At 65.7% G+C, this 17818-nt stretch carries 14 protein-coding genes and 1 pseudogene; 6 read left to right on the forward strand and 9 right to left on the reverse strand.

Going from position 1 to position 17818, the window contains the following annotated elements; genetic code table 11:
* Positions 1-7 precede the first annotated feature (7 nt).
* Positions 8-196: a type II toxin-antitoxin system HicA family toxin gene (locus GKQ23_RS10515; protein WP_212410880.1), complete on the reverse strand. Its 189-nt coding sequence runs from the start codon at positions 194-196 to the stop codon at positions 8-10.
* Positions 197-510: 314 nt separating this feature from the next.
* Between GKQ23_RS10515 and GKQ23_RS10520 the strand changes: the two genes are divergently transcribed.
* Positions 511-1188 (forward strand): gamma-glutamylcyclotransferase, encoded by a 678-nt coding sequence (locus tag GKQ23_RS10520; protein WP_056234453.1) that lies wholly within the window; start codon positions 511-513, stop codon positions 1186-1188.
* An 8-nt stretch (positions 1189-1196) separates the two neighbouring features.
* On the opposite strand, the gene GKQ23_RS10525 is transcribed toward GKQ23_RS10520, so the two are convergent.
* The 8 genes from GKQ23_RS10525 to GKQ23_RS10560 form a co-directional block, all read right to left on the reverse strand.
* Complete coding sequence (locus GKQ23_RS10525) at positions 1197-2705, reverse strand: serine/threonine-protein kinase (RefSeq protein ID WP_212410882.1); 1509 nt, start codon at positions 2703-2705, stop codon at positions 1197-1199.
* A 36-nt stretch (positions 2706-2741) separates the two neighbouring features.
* On the reverse strand, positions 2742-3671 hold the full coding sequence (locus GKQ23_RS10530; RefSeq protein WP_212410884.1) for a hypothetical protein: 930 nt from the start codon (positions 3669-3671) through the stop codon (positions 2742-2744).
* Between the two features lie 14 nt (positions 3672-3685).
* On the reverse strand, positions 3686-4462 hold the full coding sequence (locus GKQ23_RS10535; protein ID WP_056234461.1) for a PP2C family serine/threonine-protein phosphatase: 777 nt from the start codon (positions 4460-4462) through the stop codon (positions 3686-3688).
* Positions 4459-5613: a type VI secretion system-associated FHA domain protein TagH gene (gene tagH / locus GKQ23_RS10540; protein ID WP_212410894.1), complete on the reverse strand. Its 1155-nt coding sequence runs from the start codon at positions 5611-5613 to the stop codon at positions 4459-4461. Before tagH ends, GKQ23_RS10535 begins: the two co-directional genes overlap by 4 nt.
* A 25-nt stretch (positions 5614-5638) precedes the next feature.
* Entirely contained in the window at positions 5639-6331 is a 693-nt protein-coding gene (gene tagF / locus GKQ23_RS10545; protein ID WP_212410903.1) for a type VI secretion system-associated protein TagF, read from the reverse strand.
* A complete protein-coding gene (gene tssM, locus GKQ23_RS10550; protein ID WP_212410905.1) occupies positions 6315-8354 on the reverse strand; it encodes a type VI secretion system membrane subunit TssM in 2040 nt (679 codons plus the stop codon). The genes tagF and tssM overlap by 17 nt, the downstream gene beginning before the upstream one ends.
* Positions 8354-9583 carry a type IVB secretion system protein IcmH/DotU gene (gene icmH, locus GKQ23_RS10555; protein WP_212410907.1) on the reverse strand — a complete coding sequence of 410 codons (1230 nt, stop codon included), beginning with the start codon at positions 9581-9583 and terminating at the stop codon, positions 8354-8356. The genes tssM and icmH overlap by 1 nt, the downstream gene beginning before the upstream one ends.
* Before the next feature lie 83 nt (positions 9584-9666).
* The gene (locus tag GKQ23_RS10560; RefSeq protein WP_369878891.1) at positions 9667-10158 is read right to left on the reverse strand and encodes an SH3 domain-containing protein; all 492 of its coding nucleotides are present in this window, start codon (positions 10156-10158) and stop codon (positions 9667-9669) included.
* A gap of 304 nt (positions 10159-10462) precedes the next feature.
* Here GKQ23_RS10560 and GKQ23_RS10565 point away from each other — a divergent pair, with 304 nt between their 5' ends.
* The 5 genes and pseudogenes from GKQ23_RS10565 to nirB form a co-directional block, all read left to right on the forward strand.
* Positions 10463-11743 carry a nitrate regulatory protein gene (locus tag GKQ23_RS10565; protein WP_212410909.1) on the forward strand — a complete coding sequence of 427 codons (1281 nt, stop codon included), beginning with the start codon at positions 10463-10465 and terminating at the stop codon, positions 11741-11743.
* A gap of 280 nt (positions 11744-12023) precedes the next feature.
* Positions 12024-13274 carry a CmpA/NrtA family ABC transporter substrate-binding protein gene (locus tag GKQ23_RS10570; RefSeq protein WP_212410911.1) on the forward strand — a complete coding sequence of 417 codons (1251 nt, stop codon included), beginning with the start codon at positions 12024-12026 and terminating at the stop codon, positions 13272-13274.
* 5 nt (positions 13275-13279) lie between these two features.
* Positions 13280-14083 carry a nitrate ABC transporter permease gene (gene ntrB / locus GKQ23_RS10575; protein ID WP_235514965.1) on the forward strand — a complete coding sequence of 268 codons (804 nt, stop codon included), beginning with the start codon at positions 13280-13282 and terminating at the stop codon, positions 14081-14083.
* Positions 14083-14868, forward strand: a complete 786-nt coding sequence (locus GKQ23_RS10580) for an ABC transporter ATP-binding protein (RefSeq protein WP_056234487.1) — start codon at positions 14083-14085, stop codon at positions 14866-14868. Before ntrB ends, GKQ23_RS10580 begins: the two co-directional genes overlap by 1 nt.
* A 46-nt stretch (positions 14869-14914) precedes the next feature.
* A pseudogene (gene nirB, locus GKQ23_RS10585) lies at positions 14915-17812 on the forward strand (nitrite reductase large subunit NirB); the annotation flags it as partial.
* Between the last annotated feature and the right edge of the window lie 6 nt (positions 17813-17818).

A 17818-nucleotide genomic window follows, 5' to 3' on the forward strand; every position in this document is an offset into this window, starting at 1 on the left:
ATCAGGCTCAAAACAGTTTCAGTCCTGATATTTCCTGTGCCTGTCTGATAATCCCCTTTGACAGATCCTTGCGATGATAGGGAACGGTAATAATTTTAATGACTCCAGGCTTGCTCAGCGTCACATGACTGCCAGATTGCCGCTGCCTGAGCCAACCATCAGCCCGCAATTGCCGGATCAACTCCTCGCTACTCATCTGCTGTCCCTGTCAGTAAGTATGGGTATAATACCCATCATTTTGAACGTTAACCATGATTTTTGTAGGTGCTGCACCCACCATTTTGCACGTTTCAGCCTGCGTTTTTTGATACTGCGGGCGCTGTCCGTGAGATCGCTTAGTGTTTCAGCGGGATAAAAAACACTTTTTTGTTATGAAGCCGGTTACAGGCTTGCCGAACGGCCCTGAAATGCATATGGTCATCAGACGGGTCGGTTTTTTATCGTAAAACGGCCAGTTTCAGGAAGTGAGTCAATGAATAACAGGACGTTACGCAGTGGTGCAGGAGGGGTATGTTAACCAGAGATTTTTTAGCACGGGCGGACTGTAAGACCGCCTTTGGCGATATTGATTTGGCGCTGTTGTTAAGCGAAGAGCAGCGTGCGGCCTCGCTGGCGGCGACGCTGGCCAGCCGGCCCGATCACAGCCCGGTGTGGATATTTGGCTACGGCTCGTTGATGTGGAACCCGGTATTTGAGGCCGATGAAGCGGCGCCGGGCACCCTGCAGGGCTGGCACCGCGCATTCTGCCTGCGGCTGACCGCCGGGCGTGCCACCCGCAACCAGCCCGGACGGATGCTGGCGCTGAAAGAGGGCGGGCAGACCAGCGGTCTGGCGTTTCGCCTGCCGGAGGAGAAACTGCAGGAGGAGCTGGAGCTGCTGTGGAAGCGGGAGATGATCACCGGCTGCTACCTGCCGACCTGGTGCGGGCTGACGCTGGATGACGGCCGTACGGTGACGGCGCTGGTGTTTATTATGGACCCGCGCCATCCGCTGTATGAGTCCGACTCCTGCCCGCAGACCATCGCGCCGCTGATCGCCCAGGCCAGCGGGCCGCTGGGTACCAACGCGCAGTATCTGTTCTCGCTGGAGCAGGAGCTGCAGCAGCGCGGAATGGCCGATAACTGCCTGACCGGGCTGGTGGAGAAGGTGCGCGACCTGCAGCAGAACCATAACGGGCTGGCCGGCTGACGTCGGCCTCAGGGTTGCGGGTTTACCAGCCAGGTGCCCGCACGATCGACAGTCAACTGCTGCTGGCGCACGCCGCCGGCGCTTTTCACCTGCAGCTGCCAGCTGCCCGCTGCCAGGTGCAGCACCGCCAGGCCATCACTGTCCGCCTTCACCGCCTGCACCTTACCGTTCACCAGCAGCGACTCGCCGCTGTTCAGCCGCAGATAGACCGTGGCTAAGCTGGCCGCAGGGGCCGCTGGCGTGGCGACGGCAGAACCCTGTGCGGCAGCGACCGGCGCATCATCGCGATTCAGCATCCACACCACGCACGCCACCGCCGCCAGCGACAGCAGGCTCAGCCCAAGCAGCGCGGGCGACAGCCGCCGCGGCGTCGCCGCCTGGGTGACTGGCGCTGGCGCTGCCGCCGCGTGGTTAATCGCCACGGAGGCGGGTTGAGCGGCGGCTGGCGTCAGACCCGCTGATGCTGCTGCCGGCTGTGCAGCAATATCAGCGGCGGGAATCGCTGCCGGTGCTGCCCCGGCATCCACGTCAGTTCCTGCGCTGCTCTCCGCTGTCACCATCGATGCCGGTAACGCTGAGGAGGTAAGGCTGGCCCGCTGCAGCCGCGCTTCAACCTCGGCTTCCGGCAGCGCGATCAGCGCTGCCAGCTGCTCCAGCGACTGCGGCCGTTCGCCTGGCGCCATCGCCAGCGCCTGATCCACCGCGTACAGCAGCGGCAGCGACCAGCCGGCTGGCCGACGGTCGGTCAGCGGCGGGTAGCGGTCTTCAATACAGCGCACGACGCTGACCGGCGGCGGGCTGCCGGCGATCAGCGTGTGCAGCACCGCACCCAGCGCGTAGATATCGGTCCACGGCCCCTGTTCGCGCTCACCCTCTTCGCTGTACTGCTCAATCGGCGCATAGCCGGGCTTGAGCATGATTTCGGTTTCATCCTCCAGGTTGCCAATCTCTTTGCGCGCCGAGCCAAAGTCCAGCAGCACCGGCTGGTCGTTATCCTGGATCTGGATATTGTCCAGCGAGATATCCCGGTGCAGGTAGCCCTCCTGATGCAGGGTGGCGATGGCGCTGAACAGCGGCGGCAGCAGCTGGCGGATCCAGGCTTCGCTGATGCGCGCCGGGTCGTTAAGCTGTAGCGCCTTCAGGCTGGAACCGCTGTAGAACAGCGTCACCATATAGGCGGTGCCGTTCTGTTCCCAGAAGCGCAGCACGTTGAGCAGCCCCGGATGGTTGAAGCGGGCCAGCAGGCGCGCCTCCTGGATAAAGCTGTTCAGCCCGGCCTGGTAGAGTTTCTGCTGGCGCTCGCTGCGCGGCTGCAGCGATCCGTCCGCGTTGCGGCTGGCCAGCGTGGCCGGCATATACTCTTTGATCGCCACCGTGCGTTCCAGCTGGTGGTCCCAGGCGCGGTAGACGATGCCGAAGCCGCCGCCGCCGATCGCTTCGCTGATTTCAAATTCGTTAAAGCGATAGCCGGCGGCCAGGGCACCGGCGGGCGGCGTAGACTGAAAATTCGATGACATGAACGCCACTCTCCTGCAGGTCGGCTGAGCCGCTGCTTAATTAACGCTGCGCCAGGCCGCAATGGCCGGGTCAGCGAGCTCGGCGTGCAGGTCATCAACCAGCAGCACATGAATAGTCACCGTCGGGTCGACCGTTGCCGCCCAGCGGTTACGCAGATCGCTGACGCGCTGCTTCAGCGCGGCGGCATCACCGGCGGCGTCGCGGCTGCTTTTGACCAGCAGGGTGCCGCTGAACGACCACAGCTGCTGGCGGGCGTCATAGGGCAGCAGCAGCCAGCTGTCGGCGGCATCCTGCCGGGCCAGTACCAGGCGCTGATTGTTGGCCGCCAGCACCGTAGCACCGGTCGCCGCAGGCTGCAGATGCGCCAGCGGGTAGCCGTCAATAAAGGTCACCGGCCGCGCGTCGGTTTTATCCGCCTTCAGCAGCTCCAGCTGGCCATTGCCCTCCAGCCAGCCCTGCGCATTGCAGCGCAGCGTGGCGGCTGCGGGAATAAACAGCGAACCGCTGTTGCGATCCCAGCCGGTGCGAAAATGGCAGCCGCCGGGCAGCGCAAAGCGCGGCAGCGGCTCGGCGTTGGCCGGCGGCGAAAGGTCGGTCGGCAGCGCCTCATCACCGGCGGTGATGATGGGGCGCCAGCGCTGCTCTTTTACCGCGCTGCCGCTGGCCAGCACCGCGCCCTGGCCGTCGGTGAGCTGCCACGGCAGCTCCAGCAGCCGCGAACACTGGTTCTGTAACAGATTGCCTACCTGCGGCAGAAAACCGTTCAGCACCGTGGCATCAGCGGGTTTACCGGCGACGATACGCAGCGGCAGCGTCTGGCGGCACCAGGCCTGCGCCTCGCTGCTGCTGACGTCGTCGATATACACCTCCAGCGCCAGGCTGGGGGAGTAGACGACGCGATAATCACCGGCGTGGGCGGCGGCGGCGAACAGCAGCATCGCGGCTGCGGACGACCAAAATTTCATCGTAATCCCTGCGTTTATTCTCGTGGCGGCAGAAACCGGGCGGCGTCGGTCGGCGAGATCAGTAAGGTGGTTTCCTGCGGCGAACCAAACCAGACCGCCACGGCGCTAAGATTGTCATTTCTGGCCGCCGGCGCGATGGCCTGAAGCAGCAGCGCCAGCCACTCGTCGGGAGAATTGACCAGCCGCAGCGCCAGCGCCATATCCCCGGCGCTCAGCGGGTTCCAGAAACCGTCGCTGCACAGCAGAAAGGCATCGCCGTCTTCCACGTTCAGCTCGCTGTGCCAGCTGACGTAGGGCGCGTGATGGCCGCCGAGCGCATTATAGAGCAGATGGCCGTTTATGCCTGCATTTTCATAACCGGCGTCGGCAAACTGCTGGCGCAGGCTGTGATCGCGGGTGACGCCCGCCAGCTGACCTCGCCGGAAATGGTAAATGCGGCTGTCTCCGGCGTGTGCCCACCACACCCGTTGCCGCTCGCGGTCGGTAAACAGCGCGGCGAGAGTGGTGCTCATCTGCGCGCACCCGGCATCGTTCAGCTGTGCCGCGCAGATCGCCTCCTCAACGCCGGCAACCGCCGCCGTGGTGTTCTGCAGGGTCAGCTGCTCCAGCTGGCTGACCTGGGCCAGCAGCAGATCGCGCACCAGCGTGGCGGCGCGATCGCCTCCCGCGTAGCCGCCCACGCCGTCACACACCACGAAACAGGCACCGTGCTCGCCGATCCAGCTGCCGAGCACGTCGTCATTGCGCTGGCGGTGGCCAGCCTCAGAGCAGGAGGCGACGCTGATTTTCATCCTTCCTCCACCGGCGTCTGCGAGTCTTTGTACTGATGAACCTCCATCTCGTAGGCGTGCAGGAAAGCCTCGCCAAACAGCGTATGGAAGTCATCTTCGATCTCGCCTGCGGTGTGCTGATAGTGGCGGGTAAAGGCGTCCCACAGCGCCGCCTTGCGCGTGGCGCTCAGCCCGATGCGCGGCAGAACCCCTTCGCGCACGGCGTCGTCCTCCACCCGCTGCGGGTTAAACGACTGCAGCATGGCGGCGATAATCGCCCGGATGCCGGCAATCATCCCCAGCTGATGCGCCTGCAGATCGACCAGCGCATCGCGTACCGCCTGTTCCGGCGGCATAAAGCCGGGCAGCGGATTCTGGTAGATCTGCCGCATCACCATTTTGCCGGAGGGCAGGATTTTAAACGGGTTATTTGCCTCGTTGAGGATCTGGGTCATCTCGGCCTTTACCCCGCGCTTGAGGATCGAACGGGACGAGAGCAGCGCCACGGTGCCCTGGGTGAACAGGCTCAGCATGCGGCCGGTGGTGTACATCTGCTGTTCGGTCAGCGGCGGGGCATCGCTGGCGTTTTCCAGCCCCAGCCCGTCCACCAGCGCCTGCAGCAGACGCTGCTGTTCCGGCAGCGCCGCATCCGCGTCGTCGCGCGGCGGGCGCAGCGGGTCGATCGCCAGCCTGGCGGCGGCGTCACGGGCCGCGCGCTCTTCCAGCTGTTCAGCGCTGAACGTCGGGGGGATGCGATCCGCTGCCGGTACCGGTTCATCCAGCAGGCCCAGCGGATCGTCGTCCGCTGCGTCTTCGCCAAACAGCAGCAGCGGATCGTCGCGTACCGGCTCATCCCGCTGCCGCTGCGGGTCGCTGACCGCCAGCTGCCAGGGGCCGATCGCCAGCCGGTCACCGTTGGTCAGCAGCACCTGGTCGCCGCGCGTCAGCGCCACGCCGTTATGCCACACCGGGGTGACGCTGCCCTGTGACGTCAGGCGACATTCGCCGCCGGGGGCGACGTGGATCAGCGCCTGCAACCGCGAGATGGCCCGTTCAGGGTCGGGCAGCACCAGCTGGTTATCGGGGCTGCGCCCCAGCGTGCCGCCCGGCGCGATAAAATCGTAGTAGTGGACGGCCAGTGACGCGGGCGGAGATAAAAGGGTCAGTCGCATAGGATTTTCCTGCTGTAACGCGCGGCTAGTCAAACATCGGCGGATAGAAGCCGTGACGGCCCGCCCGTTTGCCGGCGGTGGGATGAAACAGCTGGGTAAACAGCCGGGCGGTCAGGTTACCGCTGTGGCGGTGGGTCTGCAGGGGTGCGTGGTCGGCCTGATTGGTCCACCAGTAGCTGGTGTAGTGCAGCGGATCGAACCGACGGGCAACCTCCTGCCACGCCAGCCGGCAGGGCCGATCCCCGGACTCCAGCTCCGCCAGCCTGACATCCTGCGCGGGGCGGCTCAGCGGCGCCAGCGCCTGCAGCGCCTGCTCCAGCTGGTCGGCCGGGGTGGCATTGTTCACGGCGGCGAGCAGGGTGGCGCCGAGCGCGTTAAACCACTGCCCGGCGACGTCCAGCTGCGCCGGGTGCCACTCGCAGACGGTAAGACTGTGTTGCGCCAGCAGCGGCCAGGTGCGGCCAACGCGATCGCGCGAGAGCAGCAGGCAGCCCAGCTGGACCTTCTGCACCCCGAGGGTGGCAGGCAGTACAAAATTCCACACCGGCCCGCTGCTCAGCGGTACGTCACCCGCAGGCAGGTGATGCTGGCGGTCAATCAGTCCCTGCTGGAACCAGTGTGACCAGCGCGTGTTCAGCGCCGGGGGCATCCGTCGTTGCACGAAGTCTCCCGCCGCAGGCAGCTTGCCGTACCACTGTAGTTCACTGCTGGCGATCATCGTCCCCCCTTCTGAGCAGCTGGTTGTCACGGGCAAAAGGTGAGCGCTGCACCTGACCGACCAGCAACGCGCTCAGGTGCTCTTCAAGCTGCGAGCGCTGCTGGTCGGTCAGCCGCGGCGCGCTCAGCGTTAACTGCTGCATCACCCAGCCGCGCAGAAACGCGCCGTTGTAATGCTGCGGCTGATACAGCATCTGATAGGCGCTGAGCGCCCGGCGGCTGTAGCGCGGGTCCTGGCCGTCGTCATTACGCAGGGTGGCGGTAATCAACAGCGTTACCTGCGGCAGCAGCAGCGATTTTAACGCGACCTGGTAGACGCTGGTCGCCGCTTCCCCGACCTGATCGCCGCGATACAGCCCGGCGCGCAGCGCGGCCGGCGGCGCATCCAGCGCGAAGGCGTCGCCGTGGGCCAGCGACGCCAGCGAATTCAGCAAGGGTAGCAGATCGGCAAAGCTTTCGCCGTCAGGGTTGCCGATGCGGCTGGCCTGCTGCTGCATCCGGGGCAGCTGCTGGCCGACCTGCTGCAGCCACTGCTGATTGCGCTGATAGCTGGTCAGCCACAGCGCGCAGCACAGCAGCAGGCCGCCGCCCAGCGCGGCGTACCCCAGCCGGTGCAGCAGGCGCTGGCGCTGTTCCCAGCGGCCGTCGCTGCCCGCCAGGCTGTGCTCGGCAAACACCACCCGGGTGAGCAGATCGTGGATAAAGAAGCTCTGGCCTTTACCGGCCGGGATCGGTGCCTGGCGGCTGACGCTGTCCCAGTCGGAGAGCGACGGTTGCCGGCGCGGCGGCAGCTGCAGCTTGCGCGACAGCTCGCCCATTACCCGATCGAAGGGCAGCCCCTCCTGGGTGGCGCTGGTGAAGAAGAGCCCGCGGGGAATGCAGCCCGCCGGCTGCCGGTCGCTGGCAAACAGCGTACTGAGATAGTCGGTCAGCAGCGGGGCCAGCGCCGCGAACTCCTGGGGAAACTGAAAGCATTCGGCGCGCAGGCTGAGATCCGTTTCCTGGGCCATGCGATCCGCCAGCCCGGCGGTCAGCTGGCCGCACAGCTGCTGAAAGCGCGGGGTGAACTCGGCCAGCAGCTGCGCGTGGCTGACCGGTTCCGGCCACGGGAAGCTGATGCCCATCCGCTGCGCACGCTCGCTCTTGTCCAGCTGCTGGTAGTAGCGAACAAAGCCCTGCAGCAGATCGGTTTTAGTGACCATCACGTAGACCGGGAAGGTAATACCGGTCTGCTGATGCAGCTCTTCCAGACGCTGACGCAACGCGCTGGCCTGCGCCTGACGCGCCGACGCGGCGTCGCCAAGCAGGTCGGCGACGCTGAGGGTGACGATCACGCCGTTGATCGGCTGCCGCGGGCGGTAGCGCTTTAACAGCCTGATAAAGGTCTGCCACTCGCCGGCGTCACGGGTGCGCTGGCTCTCCTGCAGCGCATAGCGCCCGGCGGTATCCAGCAGCACCGCCTGGCGGCTGAACCACCAGTCGCAGTGACGGGTGCCGCCAATGCCGCGCATCGCGGTGTTGCCCAGCGGGCTTGCCAGCGGAAACTCCAGCCCGGAGTTGACCAGCGCGCTGGTTTTACCGGCACCGGGCGCGCCGATAATCAGGTACCAGGGCAGCTGATAGAGGTAAGGCGCGCGGCGGTGGGCCAGCCAGCCGGCGAGTCCACGCGGCGCAGCGCTGCCAAACTGCGCGGTTTTCAGCAGCTGCAGCGCCTGCAGAAAACGGTCGTCCAGCATCTCGCCGGTCGCCTGCAGTTCGGCCTGCTCCTCGCCGCTCATCTGCAGACGAGCCAGCAGGCGGGCGTTCGTCCGCCTGCGCCACAGCTGCGGCAGCAGCTGCAGCAGGAACCACAGCAGCAGGCAGAGCGCGATCAGCAGCTGGCGGCTCAGGCTGCTGCCGGGATCGCCAAACCGGGTGGCGGGCAGCAGCGGGGCGACCAGCCAGATCAGCGCCGACAGCGCCAGCACGCCGGTCAGCCCCCAGAACAGGCGGCGGTTAGAGAGGAAACGCACGAGGTGAGGCATCAGGATTTTCCAGAATTTTTGCTGTCATTGCCGCCGTCGTCCGGTGCAGGCTGCAGAATGATCTCCAGCCGACGGTTGATCGCCCGGTTTTCATCGCTGTCGTTCGGCAGGCGCGCGTGGCTGTCGCCGCGGCCCTCGCTGCGTAGCGTCATGCCCGGCTGGGCCAGCAGCTGCTGTAACAGCGTCCCGGCGCTGTGCGCCTGAGCCTGGGTATAGTCCCAGCGGGTGGGGAAGCGGCTGAACTCAACGGGGCTGTCGTCGGTGTAAGCGCAGACCAGCAGCGTGCCTTTTGCCGTTTCCAGCGCCGCCGCCACGCGGGCGATCAGCGCCCGGCCTTGCGCAGTAAGCTCCGCGCTGTTGGCGACGAACAGGCGGTCCGCGGGCAGAATAATCTTGCTGCCGCTTTCGCTGTCGGTGACGTCCAGCTGGCGGGCGTCGATCAGATCGCTAAGCCGCTGCTGCAGCTCCTGCAGGGTCTGCGACGGGTTACCGCGCAGCCCCGGCAGCGCGGCCGGCAGCGGGATCTGCCAGATTTGCTGCAGCACCGGCTCGGTGGCCTTACCCAGCCGCCAGTTCAGGGTGGAGAACACCAGCGCACCACAGAGCAGGGCGCAGGCGGCGCAGACCCACAGCGGGATCGGCGCCTGCCAGCGCGGCCGCACGATCGCCGGCTCCTCTGCCGCCGGCATCGGAGCAGCTGCCTGCCGGCTGCGGGTGTCACGGATCAGCTGCGCCAGGCGTTCGCGCAGCGCTTCCCGCTGCTGGCGGCCCTGTTCCGCACCGCGATAGCGCCCCTCGAAGCCGAGCAGCAGGCAGTAGTGGATCACTTCCAGCAGCTCCAGATGCGTCGCCGGATGCTGCGACAGGCGCGCCAGCAGCTGAAACACCTTTTCGCCGCCCCAGCTTTCGTTATGAAAGGTGACCAGCAGGCCGTTGCCGGACCAGATGCCACGGCTGCCCCACGGCGTCTTCGCCGCCGCTTCATCCAGCACCGCGCACAGGCAGTAGCGGGCACCGATCAGCGTTTCGAACGGCAACCCGCTCTGGCGGGCAACGGCCTCGAACTGGTGGATTTCATCCACCAGCTGCTGGCGCAGGCCGGCCGGGTCGTCATGGGTGGCGGCCTGGCGGATCTGCACGATGGCGTTGAGCAGCGGGGCGGCAGCGGTCAGCAGGCGATAGTCCTGGACCTTTACGGCGGCCGTGCTGGCGGGAAGTTCCGGCGTCATTGCGGTGTCGTTATTCTCGGCTGTGAACCGTCAGGCGCGGGTGGCGCGATCCTGACGGGGTAACTGTGCGGGCGTTCGGGCGTTTACTGAATAATCCAGGTCGCCGTGCTGCCGTCACGACAGGCTTTTCCTTCGCCGCCGACGTCAACGCAGACTTTTTTACTGCTCTTACGCGGGCGCGGCCGGTCGTTGCGCAGGGTGGCATCATAGAGCTCGCTTTTTACCGCCGCCTTCTGCGGCACGTAACCGAGCAACTCCGTACCCCCGGTGTCGGCCACCGCCAGCCAGCCGTCCGCCATTCCCAGCGCGGTAAACGGCTTGCCGTTCTCCAGGTAACGCACCACCTTGCCGCTGTAGTCCGGGCGGGTCATCACCGACGCCTTATACAGGGCGCGATAGGGCCGATCGATCGGTGTAAAAGTCTGCGGCGGCTGTACCGCATAGCGATGCGTCAGGCGCACACCGTTAACCTCGCTGGTTACCAGGGTGTCATCCGTCGGTGGGGTGCCAGGGGCTTTACATCCCGCCACGCTCAGCACGGCCAGCAGGGTTAACGCGAGATAAATTTTCACTATGATCCCCGTAAGGTTGCAGTCAGGAAAATTGCCCTGAATTACATCAAGATAAAATCGGCCATAAGTTTACCTGACGCTTTTAAGAATGGGAACCATTGCAGAGTCAGGTTGAACATGTTACCGCCGCAGGTCCGCTCTGGCAGAGTGTGCCTGATAGCCGTGGAAACGGCAATTTGATTAGCGTCAATAACGCGCGCGCGCACTGCTTTATAATCAGCCCGCTGAGCCTGCACTACGCGTATGTCCGCAGCAACGGCATGGTTTTTGCTTGGTTGTGGTCAGTATTTTATGACTGGAGAACAGAATGCGCCTCGCCTCCTCTTCCGCCCTTGCCTGGCTGGCGGCCTCACGCCAGAGCGAAATTGCCGGCCTGCAGCAGCTGCTGCAGGCCGGGCGACTCACCGGTGAACTCAGTCAGCTGATCCACGTTTTACAGCGCGAGCGCGGTGCCAGCAATATCTGGCTCTGCTCGCAGGGGCAGCTGTTTGGCGACGAGCTGCCGCAGCGCGGGCGCGACGTCGGCCGCTCTCTGCAGAGCGTACTGGCGCTGCTGCCGCCGCTGCCCGCTGCCGACAGCCCGCGCGCCGGTAACAGTCGCCTGTTCAGCCGCATCGCCGCCGCGCTCTGCGCGCTGGAGGCGCTGGACGCGCTGCGTCACTCGGTGCGACTGCTGGCGGTGAGCCACGCCACCGCGATGAGCACCTTTAATAACGCCATCGGTCAGCTGCTGAATCTGGTGTTTGAGATGGTGGATACCGCCTCGGATCCCGGCGTCTCGCGGGCGCTGCTGGCGATGTTCAGCTTTATGCACGCCAAGGAGCTGGCCGGGCAGGAGCGTGCCATCGGGTCTGCCGGCTTTGCCGCCGGTGAGTTTACCCCGGCGCAGAGCCAGCAGATGGTGGCGCTGATTGAGGCGCAGGAGCGCTGCTTCAGCTATTTTGAGCAGTTTGCCGACGCGAACAGCCTGCAGTGCTGGCACGGGCTGGGCGGTGCGGAAGGGGAGATGGAACGGCTGCGGCGCATCGCCTGTACCGGTTCCCGCCCGGATCGGCAGGGCGCGGCGATGGCGCTGCACTGGTATCAGCGGCTGACCCGGCGCATCGACGGCCTGAAAACCGTGGAAGACCAGCTGGCCGTGGCGCTGATGCAGCGCTGCCGGCAGAGCATCGCCGAGGCCGGGGCGCCGCTGTCGGCGGCCGAACTGCAGCTGCGGGTGCCGCAGGCGCAGGCGGCCCCGGCGTTCAGCCTGGTGCAGGCCGGGGAGACGTGGCAGGGGGCGCAGCAGGCGCCGCTTGCGGCGGACGGACTGACGCCAAAGCTCGGCCGCTCGGTGCTGGAGCTGATTCAGCAGCAGTCGAAGCGGCTGCAGGATCAGGACGACCAGCTGGCGGCGATGCGCGCCTCAATCGAGGAGCGTAAGCAGGTGGACCGCGCCAAACTGCTGCTGATGCGCCTGCAGGGCTACAGTGAAGATCGGGCGTTCCAGACCCTGCGCAAAATGGCGATGAACCAGAATAAGCGCATCGGTGAGATCGCCGCCGCGCTGCTGGCGGTCGCGCCGGCCTTCGGCGAGGGGCAGGAGTAAAGCCTGCACGAAGAGTGTGCATATCCTGCTTCACCGCAGGGCAGCAGGACGGTCTCACCACGGGCAGGGGGAAAGTACCAACCGCTCCGTCCCGCTAACGGCGGGGGGTGCAGGAAAATTCCGGCTCTGGCACAGGGCTTGCAAGAGAGAGTAACAACAAACATGCATTTGTTTTGCCAATGGCGGCAGAGCGAGTGCTTTGGATAAAGGCGTCCAGCCGCATGCCCCGTGCATGTCGGAGGACGCCTTTTTTTATTCTCTTTTTTCAGGAAGCCAGACGATGAGCAAACCGGGATTAACGCTGACCAGGCGTCATTTTCTTACCGCCGGCGCGGCGCTCGGCGGCAGTTATCTGTTGCCGGGCGTGCTGAACCGGGCCTGGGCCGCAGGGTCGGACGCGCCGGAAAAAAGCGTGGTGCGCGTTGGTTTTATTCCGCTGACCGACTGCGCGCCGGTGGTGATGGCGGCGATAAAAGGCTTCGACAAAAAGTACGGCATCAGCCTGCAGCCGAGTAAGGAAGCCAGCTGGGCGGCGGTACGCGACAAGCTGACCTCCGGCGAACTGGACGCGGCGCACGCGCTGTACGGCATGATTTACGGCCTGCAGCTGGGGGTGGCCGGTCCGCAGCACGACATGGCGAACCTGATGACGCTGAACCAGAACGGCCAGGCGATCACCCTCTCCGCGCAGCTGAAGGCGGCGGGCGTCACCGACGCCGCGGCGCTGAAAAAGGCGGTCAGCGGGCAGGAACCGGGCAGCTTCACCTTTGCCCATACCTTTCCGACCAGCACCCACGCGATGTGGCTCTACTACTGGCTGGCTGAGGCGGGCATCCACCCGTTTAACGACGTGCGCACCGTGGTGGTGCCGCCGCCGCAGATGGTGATGAATATGAAGATCGGCAATATGAGCGGCTACTGCGTCGGCGAGCCGTGGAACCAGCGGGCGATTGCGGAAAACATCGGCTTTACCGCCGCCACCAGCCAGCAGATCTGGCCGGATCACCCGGAGAAGATCCTCGCCACCCGCAGCCAGTGGGTGCAGGAGAACCCGAACACCGCCCGCGCGCTGACCGCCGCGGTGCTGGAGGCGGCGCGCTGGATTGATGCCTCCGACGCCAACCGCCGCGAGACGGCGCAGGTGATCGCCGGACGCGCGTACCTGAATACCAGACCGGAGACCATCGAAGGCCGCATGCTCGGCCAGTATGACAACGGCATCGGCCGCCAGTGGCAGGACGCGCACCCGATGCGCTTCTTTGACGAGGGCCGGGTCAGCTATCCGTGGCTGTCGGACGGCATGTGGTTCCTGACCCAGCAGCGGCGCTGGGGGCTGCTGAAAGCCGATCCGGACTATCTGGCGGTGGCGAAACAGGTCAACCGCACGGATATCTGGCAGCAGGCGGCGACGGCGGTAGGCGGCATCAGCACCCCCGCCAGCCCGCTGCGCAGCAGCACGCTGATAGACGGCAAGGTGTGGGACGGCACGAAACCGGCGGAGTACGCCGCCAGCTTTGCGATGAAACGCTGAGGAGCATCACTATGACTAATCCGTTACGTCCGCTGCTGCAGCGGCTGATCCCGGCCATCTGCGGTGCGCTGCTGCTGCTGACCGTCTGGCAGATTGCCGCGCTGAACGCCCACGGCTTCCCCGGCCCGCTCAGCACCTGGCACGCGGCGGTGACGCTGTTCGCCGATCCCTTCTACAACGCCGGCCCGAACGACCAGGGGATTGGCTGGAACGTGCTGGCCTCGCTGCAGCGGGTGGCGGTGGGCTTTGGCCTCGCCGCGCTGGTCGGGATCCCGGCCGGATTCCTGATCGGCCGCTTTGCGTTTGTCGGCCGCATGTTTGACCCGATTATCGCGCTGCTGCGCCCGGTCAGCCCGCTGGCCTGGCTGCCGATCGGCCTGCTGCTGTTTCAGAAGGCCGAGCCGGCCTCCAGCTGGACCATTTTTATCTGCTCGATCTGGCCGATGGTGATTAACACCGCCGAAGGCGTGCGCCGGGTGCCGCAGGACTACCTCAACGTCGCCCAGGTGCTGCAGCTCTCCGAGTGGACGGTGATGCGCAAAATTCTGTTCCCGGCGGTACTGCCGGCGCTGCTGACCGGGGTGCGTCTGTCGATCGGCATCGCCTGGCTGGTGATCGTCGCGGCGGAGATGCTCACCGGCGGCCTCGGCATTGGCTTCTGGATCTGGAACGAGTGGAACAACCTCAACGTGGAACACATTCTGATCGCCATTTTCATTATCGGCGCGATCGGGCTGCTGCTGGAGCAGGCGCTGATGCTGCTGGCCCGGCGGTTTTCCTGGGATGACGCCAGCAAAGGGGGCAAATAATGAAACCGATTATTCAGGTACAGCAGGTCAGCCAGCGCTTTAACACCGCCAGCGGCGAGTTTCTGGCGCTGGACAACGTCAGCTTTGACATTGCCGAAGGCGAAACGGTCAGCCTGATCGGCCACTCCGGCTGCGGCAAGTCAACGCTGCTCAACCTGATCGCCGGGCTGACCCGCCCGACCGAAGGGGTGCTGCTGTGCGATAACCGCGAAATCGCCGGGCCGGGGCCGGAGCGGGCGGTGGTGTTCCAGCAGCACTCGCTGCTGCCGTGGCTGAGCGCCTTTGACAACGTGGCGCTGGCGGTGGACCAGGTGTTCCGCGGCCGCATGAGCCGCGCCGAACGGCAGGAGTGGATTGCGCACAACCTTGAGCTGGTGCAGATGGGCCACGCGCAGCACAAGCGGCCGGGGGAGATCTCCGGCGGCATGAAGCAGCGGGTCGGCATTGCCCGCGCGCTGGCGATGAAGCCGAAGGTGCTGCTGATGGACGAGCCGTTTGGCGCGCTGGACGCGCTGACCCGCGCGCACCTGCAGGACGCGGTGATGGCCATCCAGCAGAAGCTGAACACCACCATCGTGCTGATCACCCACGACGTTGACGAGGCGGTGCTGCTCTCCGACCGGGTGATGATGATGACCAACGGTCCGGCGGCCACCGTCGGCGAGATCCTCAGTACCGGTTTAGCGCGCCCGCGTAACCGCGTGGCGCTGGCAGATGACGCGCATTACCACCATCTGCGCCAGCAGATACTGCAGTTCCTGTATGAAAAACAGCGGGCCGCCTGAGTCCCGGTGACGTTGTCACATTTAGCGCAGCTGAGACTGCCGGAGGATAACAATGAGTAAAGCAACATTAGTGGTGGTTGGGCACGGCATGGTCGGCCACCATTTTCTTGAGCAACTGGTCAGTAAAGGGCTGCACCTGCGTTATCAGGTGATCGTCTACGGTGAAGAGCGGCACGTGGCTTACGATCGCGTGCATCTGTCGGAGTATTTTGCCGGTAAGGGCCACGCCGAGCTGTCGCTGGTGGCGGAGGGCTTTAGCGAGCAGAGCGGCATTGAGATGCGCACCGGCCGCGAGGTGGTGGCCATCGACCGCCAGCGGCAGTGCGTTACCGAGGCGGACGGCCGCGAGCAGCGCTACGACCGGCTGGTGCTGGCCACCGGCTCCTATCCGTTCGTGCCGCCGCTGGCGGGCGGCGACGGGCCGGGCTGTTTTGTCTACCGCACGCTGGACGATCTGGACGCGCTGGCCGCCAGGGCGGCGGGGGCCACGCGCGGGGTGGTGATCGGCGGCGGCCTGCTGGGGCTGGAGGCGGCGAACGCGCTGAAGCAGCTGGGGCTGGAGACGGCGGTGGTCGAGTTTGCCCCGCGCCTGATGGCGGTGCAGCTGGACGACGGCGGCGCGGCGATGCTGCGGCGCAAGATCGGCGCGCTGGGGGTTGAGGTGCATACCGGCAAGTCCACCCAGCAGATTGTTACCGAAGCGGACGGCAGCCTGCGGCTCGATTTTGCCGACGGCAGCAGCCTGGCGACCGACCTGGTGCTGTTCTCGGCCGGCATCCGCCCGCGCGACCGGCTGGCGGCGGCCTGCGGGCTGCAGCTGGGCGCGCGCGGCGGCATTGAGATCAACGACCTGTGCACGACCTCAGACCCCAGCATCTCGGCGATCGGCGAGTGCGCGTTGTGGAACGGCCAGCTGTTTGGCCTGGTGGCCCCCGGCTACCAGATGGCGCGGGTGGTGGCCGCCATGCTGGCCGGCGAGAGCGCGGCGTTTATCGGCGCGGACATGAGTACCAAACTGAAGCTGCTGGGGGTGGAGGTGGCGTCGCTGGGCGACGCCCACGCGCGCACGCCGGGCAGCCAGAGCTACAGCTGGACCAGCGAACCGAAAGAGGTCTACAAGAAAATCGTGGTGTCGGCGGACGGCAAAAGCCTGCTCGGCGGCGTGCTGGTCGGCGACAGCAGCGAGTACAGTACGCTGCTGCAGATGATGCTCAACGGCATGGCGCTGCCGGCGTCACCGGAGAGCCTGATCCTGCCGCAGAGCGAGGGCGCGCCGGCCAGAGCGCTGGGCGTCGCCGCGCTGCCGGACAGCGCGCAGATCTGCTCCTGCTACAGCGTCAGCAAGGGCGATATCTGCCGCGCGGTGCAGGACGGCTGCGGCGATCTGCCGGCGGTAAAAAGCTGTACCAGAGCCGGTACCGGCTGCGGCGGCTGTACCGCGCTGGTGAAACAGGTGATGGAGTACCAGCTGGCGGCGCAGGGCGTCGAGGTGAAGAAAGACGTCTGTGAACACTTCCCGTGGTCGCGCCAGGAGCTGCACTCGCTGATCCGCGTTAACCGCATCAAAACCTTTGACCAGCTGATCGCCGCCCACGGCCGCGGGCGCGGCTGTGAAGTCTGTAAACCGCTGGTCGGCTCGCTGCTGGCCTCCTGCTGGAACGAGTATCTGCTTAAGCCTCAGCACCTGCCGCTGCAGGACACCAACGACCGCTACTTTGCCAATATCCAGAAGGATGGCACCTACTCGGTGGTGCCGCGCATTCCGGCCGGCGAGATCACCCCGCAGGGGCTGATCGTCATCGGCGAGGTGGCCGCGCGCTACAACCTGTACACCAAAATTACCGGCGGCCAGCGCATCGACCTGTTTGGTGCCACCCTTGAGCAGCTGCCCGCCATCTGGCAGACGCTGACCGACGCCGGCTTTGAGACCGGCCACGCCTACGGCAAGTCGCTGCGCACGGTGAAATCCTGCGTCGGCTCCACCTGGTGCCGCTACGGCGTGCAGGACTCCACCGGCTTCGCCATCCGGCTGGAAGACCGCTACAAAGGGCTGCGCGCGCCGCATAAGATCAAAATGGCGGTCTCCGGCTGCACCCGCGAGTGCGCCGAGGCGCAGAGCAAGGATATCGGGGTGATCGCCACCGAGAACGGCTGGAACCTCTACGTCTGCGGCAACGGCGGCATGAAGCCGCGCCACGCCGATCTGTTCGCCAGCGACCTGGACGATGACACGCTGATCCGCTACGTCGATCGCCTGCTGATGTTCTATATCCGCACCGCCGATCGTCTGCAGCGCACCAGCGTGTGGATGGATAACCTTGAGGGTGGGCTGGACTACCTGCGCCAGGTGGTGATTGAGGACGTGCTGGGCATCAATGCCGAGCTGGAGCAGGAGATGGCGCAGGTGGTGGCGAGCTACCAGTGCGAATGGCAGACCACGCTGGCGGACGACGACCGGCTGGCGCTGTTCCGCAGCACGGTGAACAGCAGCGAGGCGGACGAAACCATCCGCTGGCAGCAGACCCGCGGGCAGATCCGCCCGGCCAGCGACCTGCCGCCGGTGCTGCCGGTGGTGGCGCCGCCTGCCGCCTGGAACGCGGTGTGCCGGCTGGAGCAGATCCCGTCTGACGCCGGGATCGGCGCGCGGCTCGGCAGCCAGCGCATCGCGCTGTTCCGCCACGGCGACCGGGTGTGGGCGCTGGATGATAACGAACCGGGCACCACGGCCAGCGTGCTGTCACGCGGCCTGCTCGGCGACGCCGCCGGTGAACCGCTGGTTGTCTCGCCGCTGTACAAACAGCGCTTCCGCCTGCGCGACGGCCAGAGCCTCGATAATCCGCAGCTGGCGCTGCGCTGCTGGCCGGTGAAGATAGAGCAGGGCCAGGTGTGGGTAGCGGCCGCGCCGCTGATTGTCACCAGCATAAAAGACGCGATTACCGCGTAAGGAGCG

It is taken from the genome of Erwinia sp. E602, assembly GCF_018141005.1.
Classification (GTDB): domain Bacteria; phylum Pseudomonadota; class Gammaproteobacteria; order Enterobacterales; family Enterobacteriaceae; genus Erwinia.

Bases quoted from the DNA above. Each gene is read 5' to 3' on its own strand.
- GKQ23_RS10515 (WP_212410880.1), bottom strand. From the start codon at position 196: ATGAGTAGCGAGGAGTTGATCCGGCAATTGCGGGCTGATGGTTGGCTC.
- GKQ23_RS10520 (WP_056234453.1), top strand. From the start codon at position 511: ATGTTAACCAGAGATTTTTTAGCACGGGCGGACTGTAAGACCGCCTTT.
- GKQ23_RS10525 (WP_212410882.1), bottom strand. From the start codon at position 2,705: ATGTCATCGAATTTTCAGTCTACGCCGCCCGCCGGTGCCCTGGCCGCC.
- GKQ23_RS10530 (WP_212410884.1), bottom strand. From the start codon at position 3,671: ATGAAATTTTGGTCGTCCGCAGCCGCGATGCTGCTGTTCGCCGCCGCC.
- GKQ23_RS10535 (WP_056234461.1), bottom strand. From the start codon at position 4,462: ATGAAAATCAGCGTCGCCTCCTGCTCTGAGGCTGGCCACCGCCAGCGC.
- tagH (WP_212410894.1), bottom strand. From the start codon at position 5,613: ATGCGACTGACCCTTTTATCTCCGCCCGCGTCACTGGCCGTCCACTAC.
- tagF (WP_212410903.1), bottom strand. From the start codon at position 6,331: ATGATCGCCAGCAGTGAACTACAGTGGTACGGCAAGCTGCCTGCGGCG.
- tssM (WP_212410905.1), bottom strand. From the start codon at position 8,354: ATGCCTCACCTCGTGCGTTTCCTCTCTAACCGCCGCCTGTTCTGGGGG.
- icmH (WP_212410907.1), bottom strand. From the start codon at position 9,583: ATGACGCCGGAACTTCCCGCCAGCACGGCCGCCGTAAAGGTCCAGGAC.
- GKQ23_RS10565 (WP_212410909.1), top strand. From the start codon at position 10,463: ATGCGCCTCGCCTCCTCTTCCGCCCTTGCCTGGCTGGCGGCCTCACGC.
- GKQ23_RS10570 (WP_212410911.1), top strand. From the start codon at position 12,024: ATGAGCAAACCGGGATTAACGCTGACCAGGCGTCATTTTCTTACCGCC.
- GKQ23_RS10580 (WP_056234487.1), top strand. From the start codon at position 14,083: ATGAAACCGATTATTCAGGTACAGCAGGTCAGCCAGCGCTTTAACACC.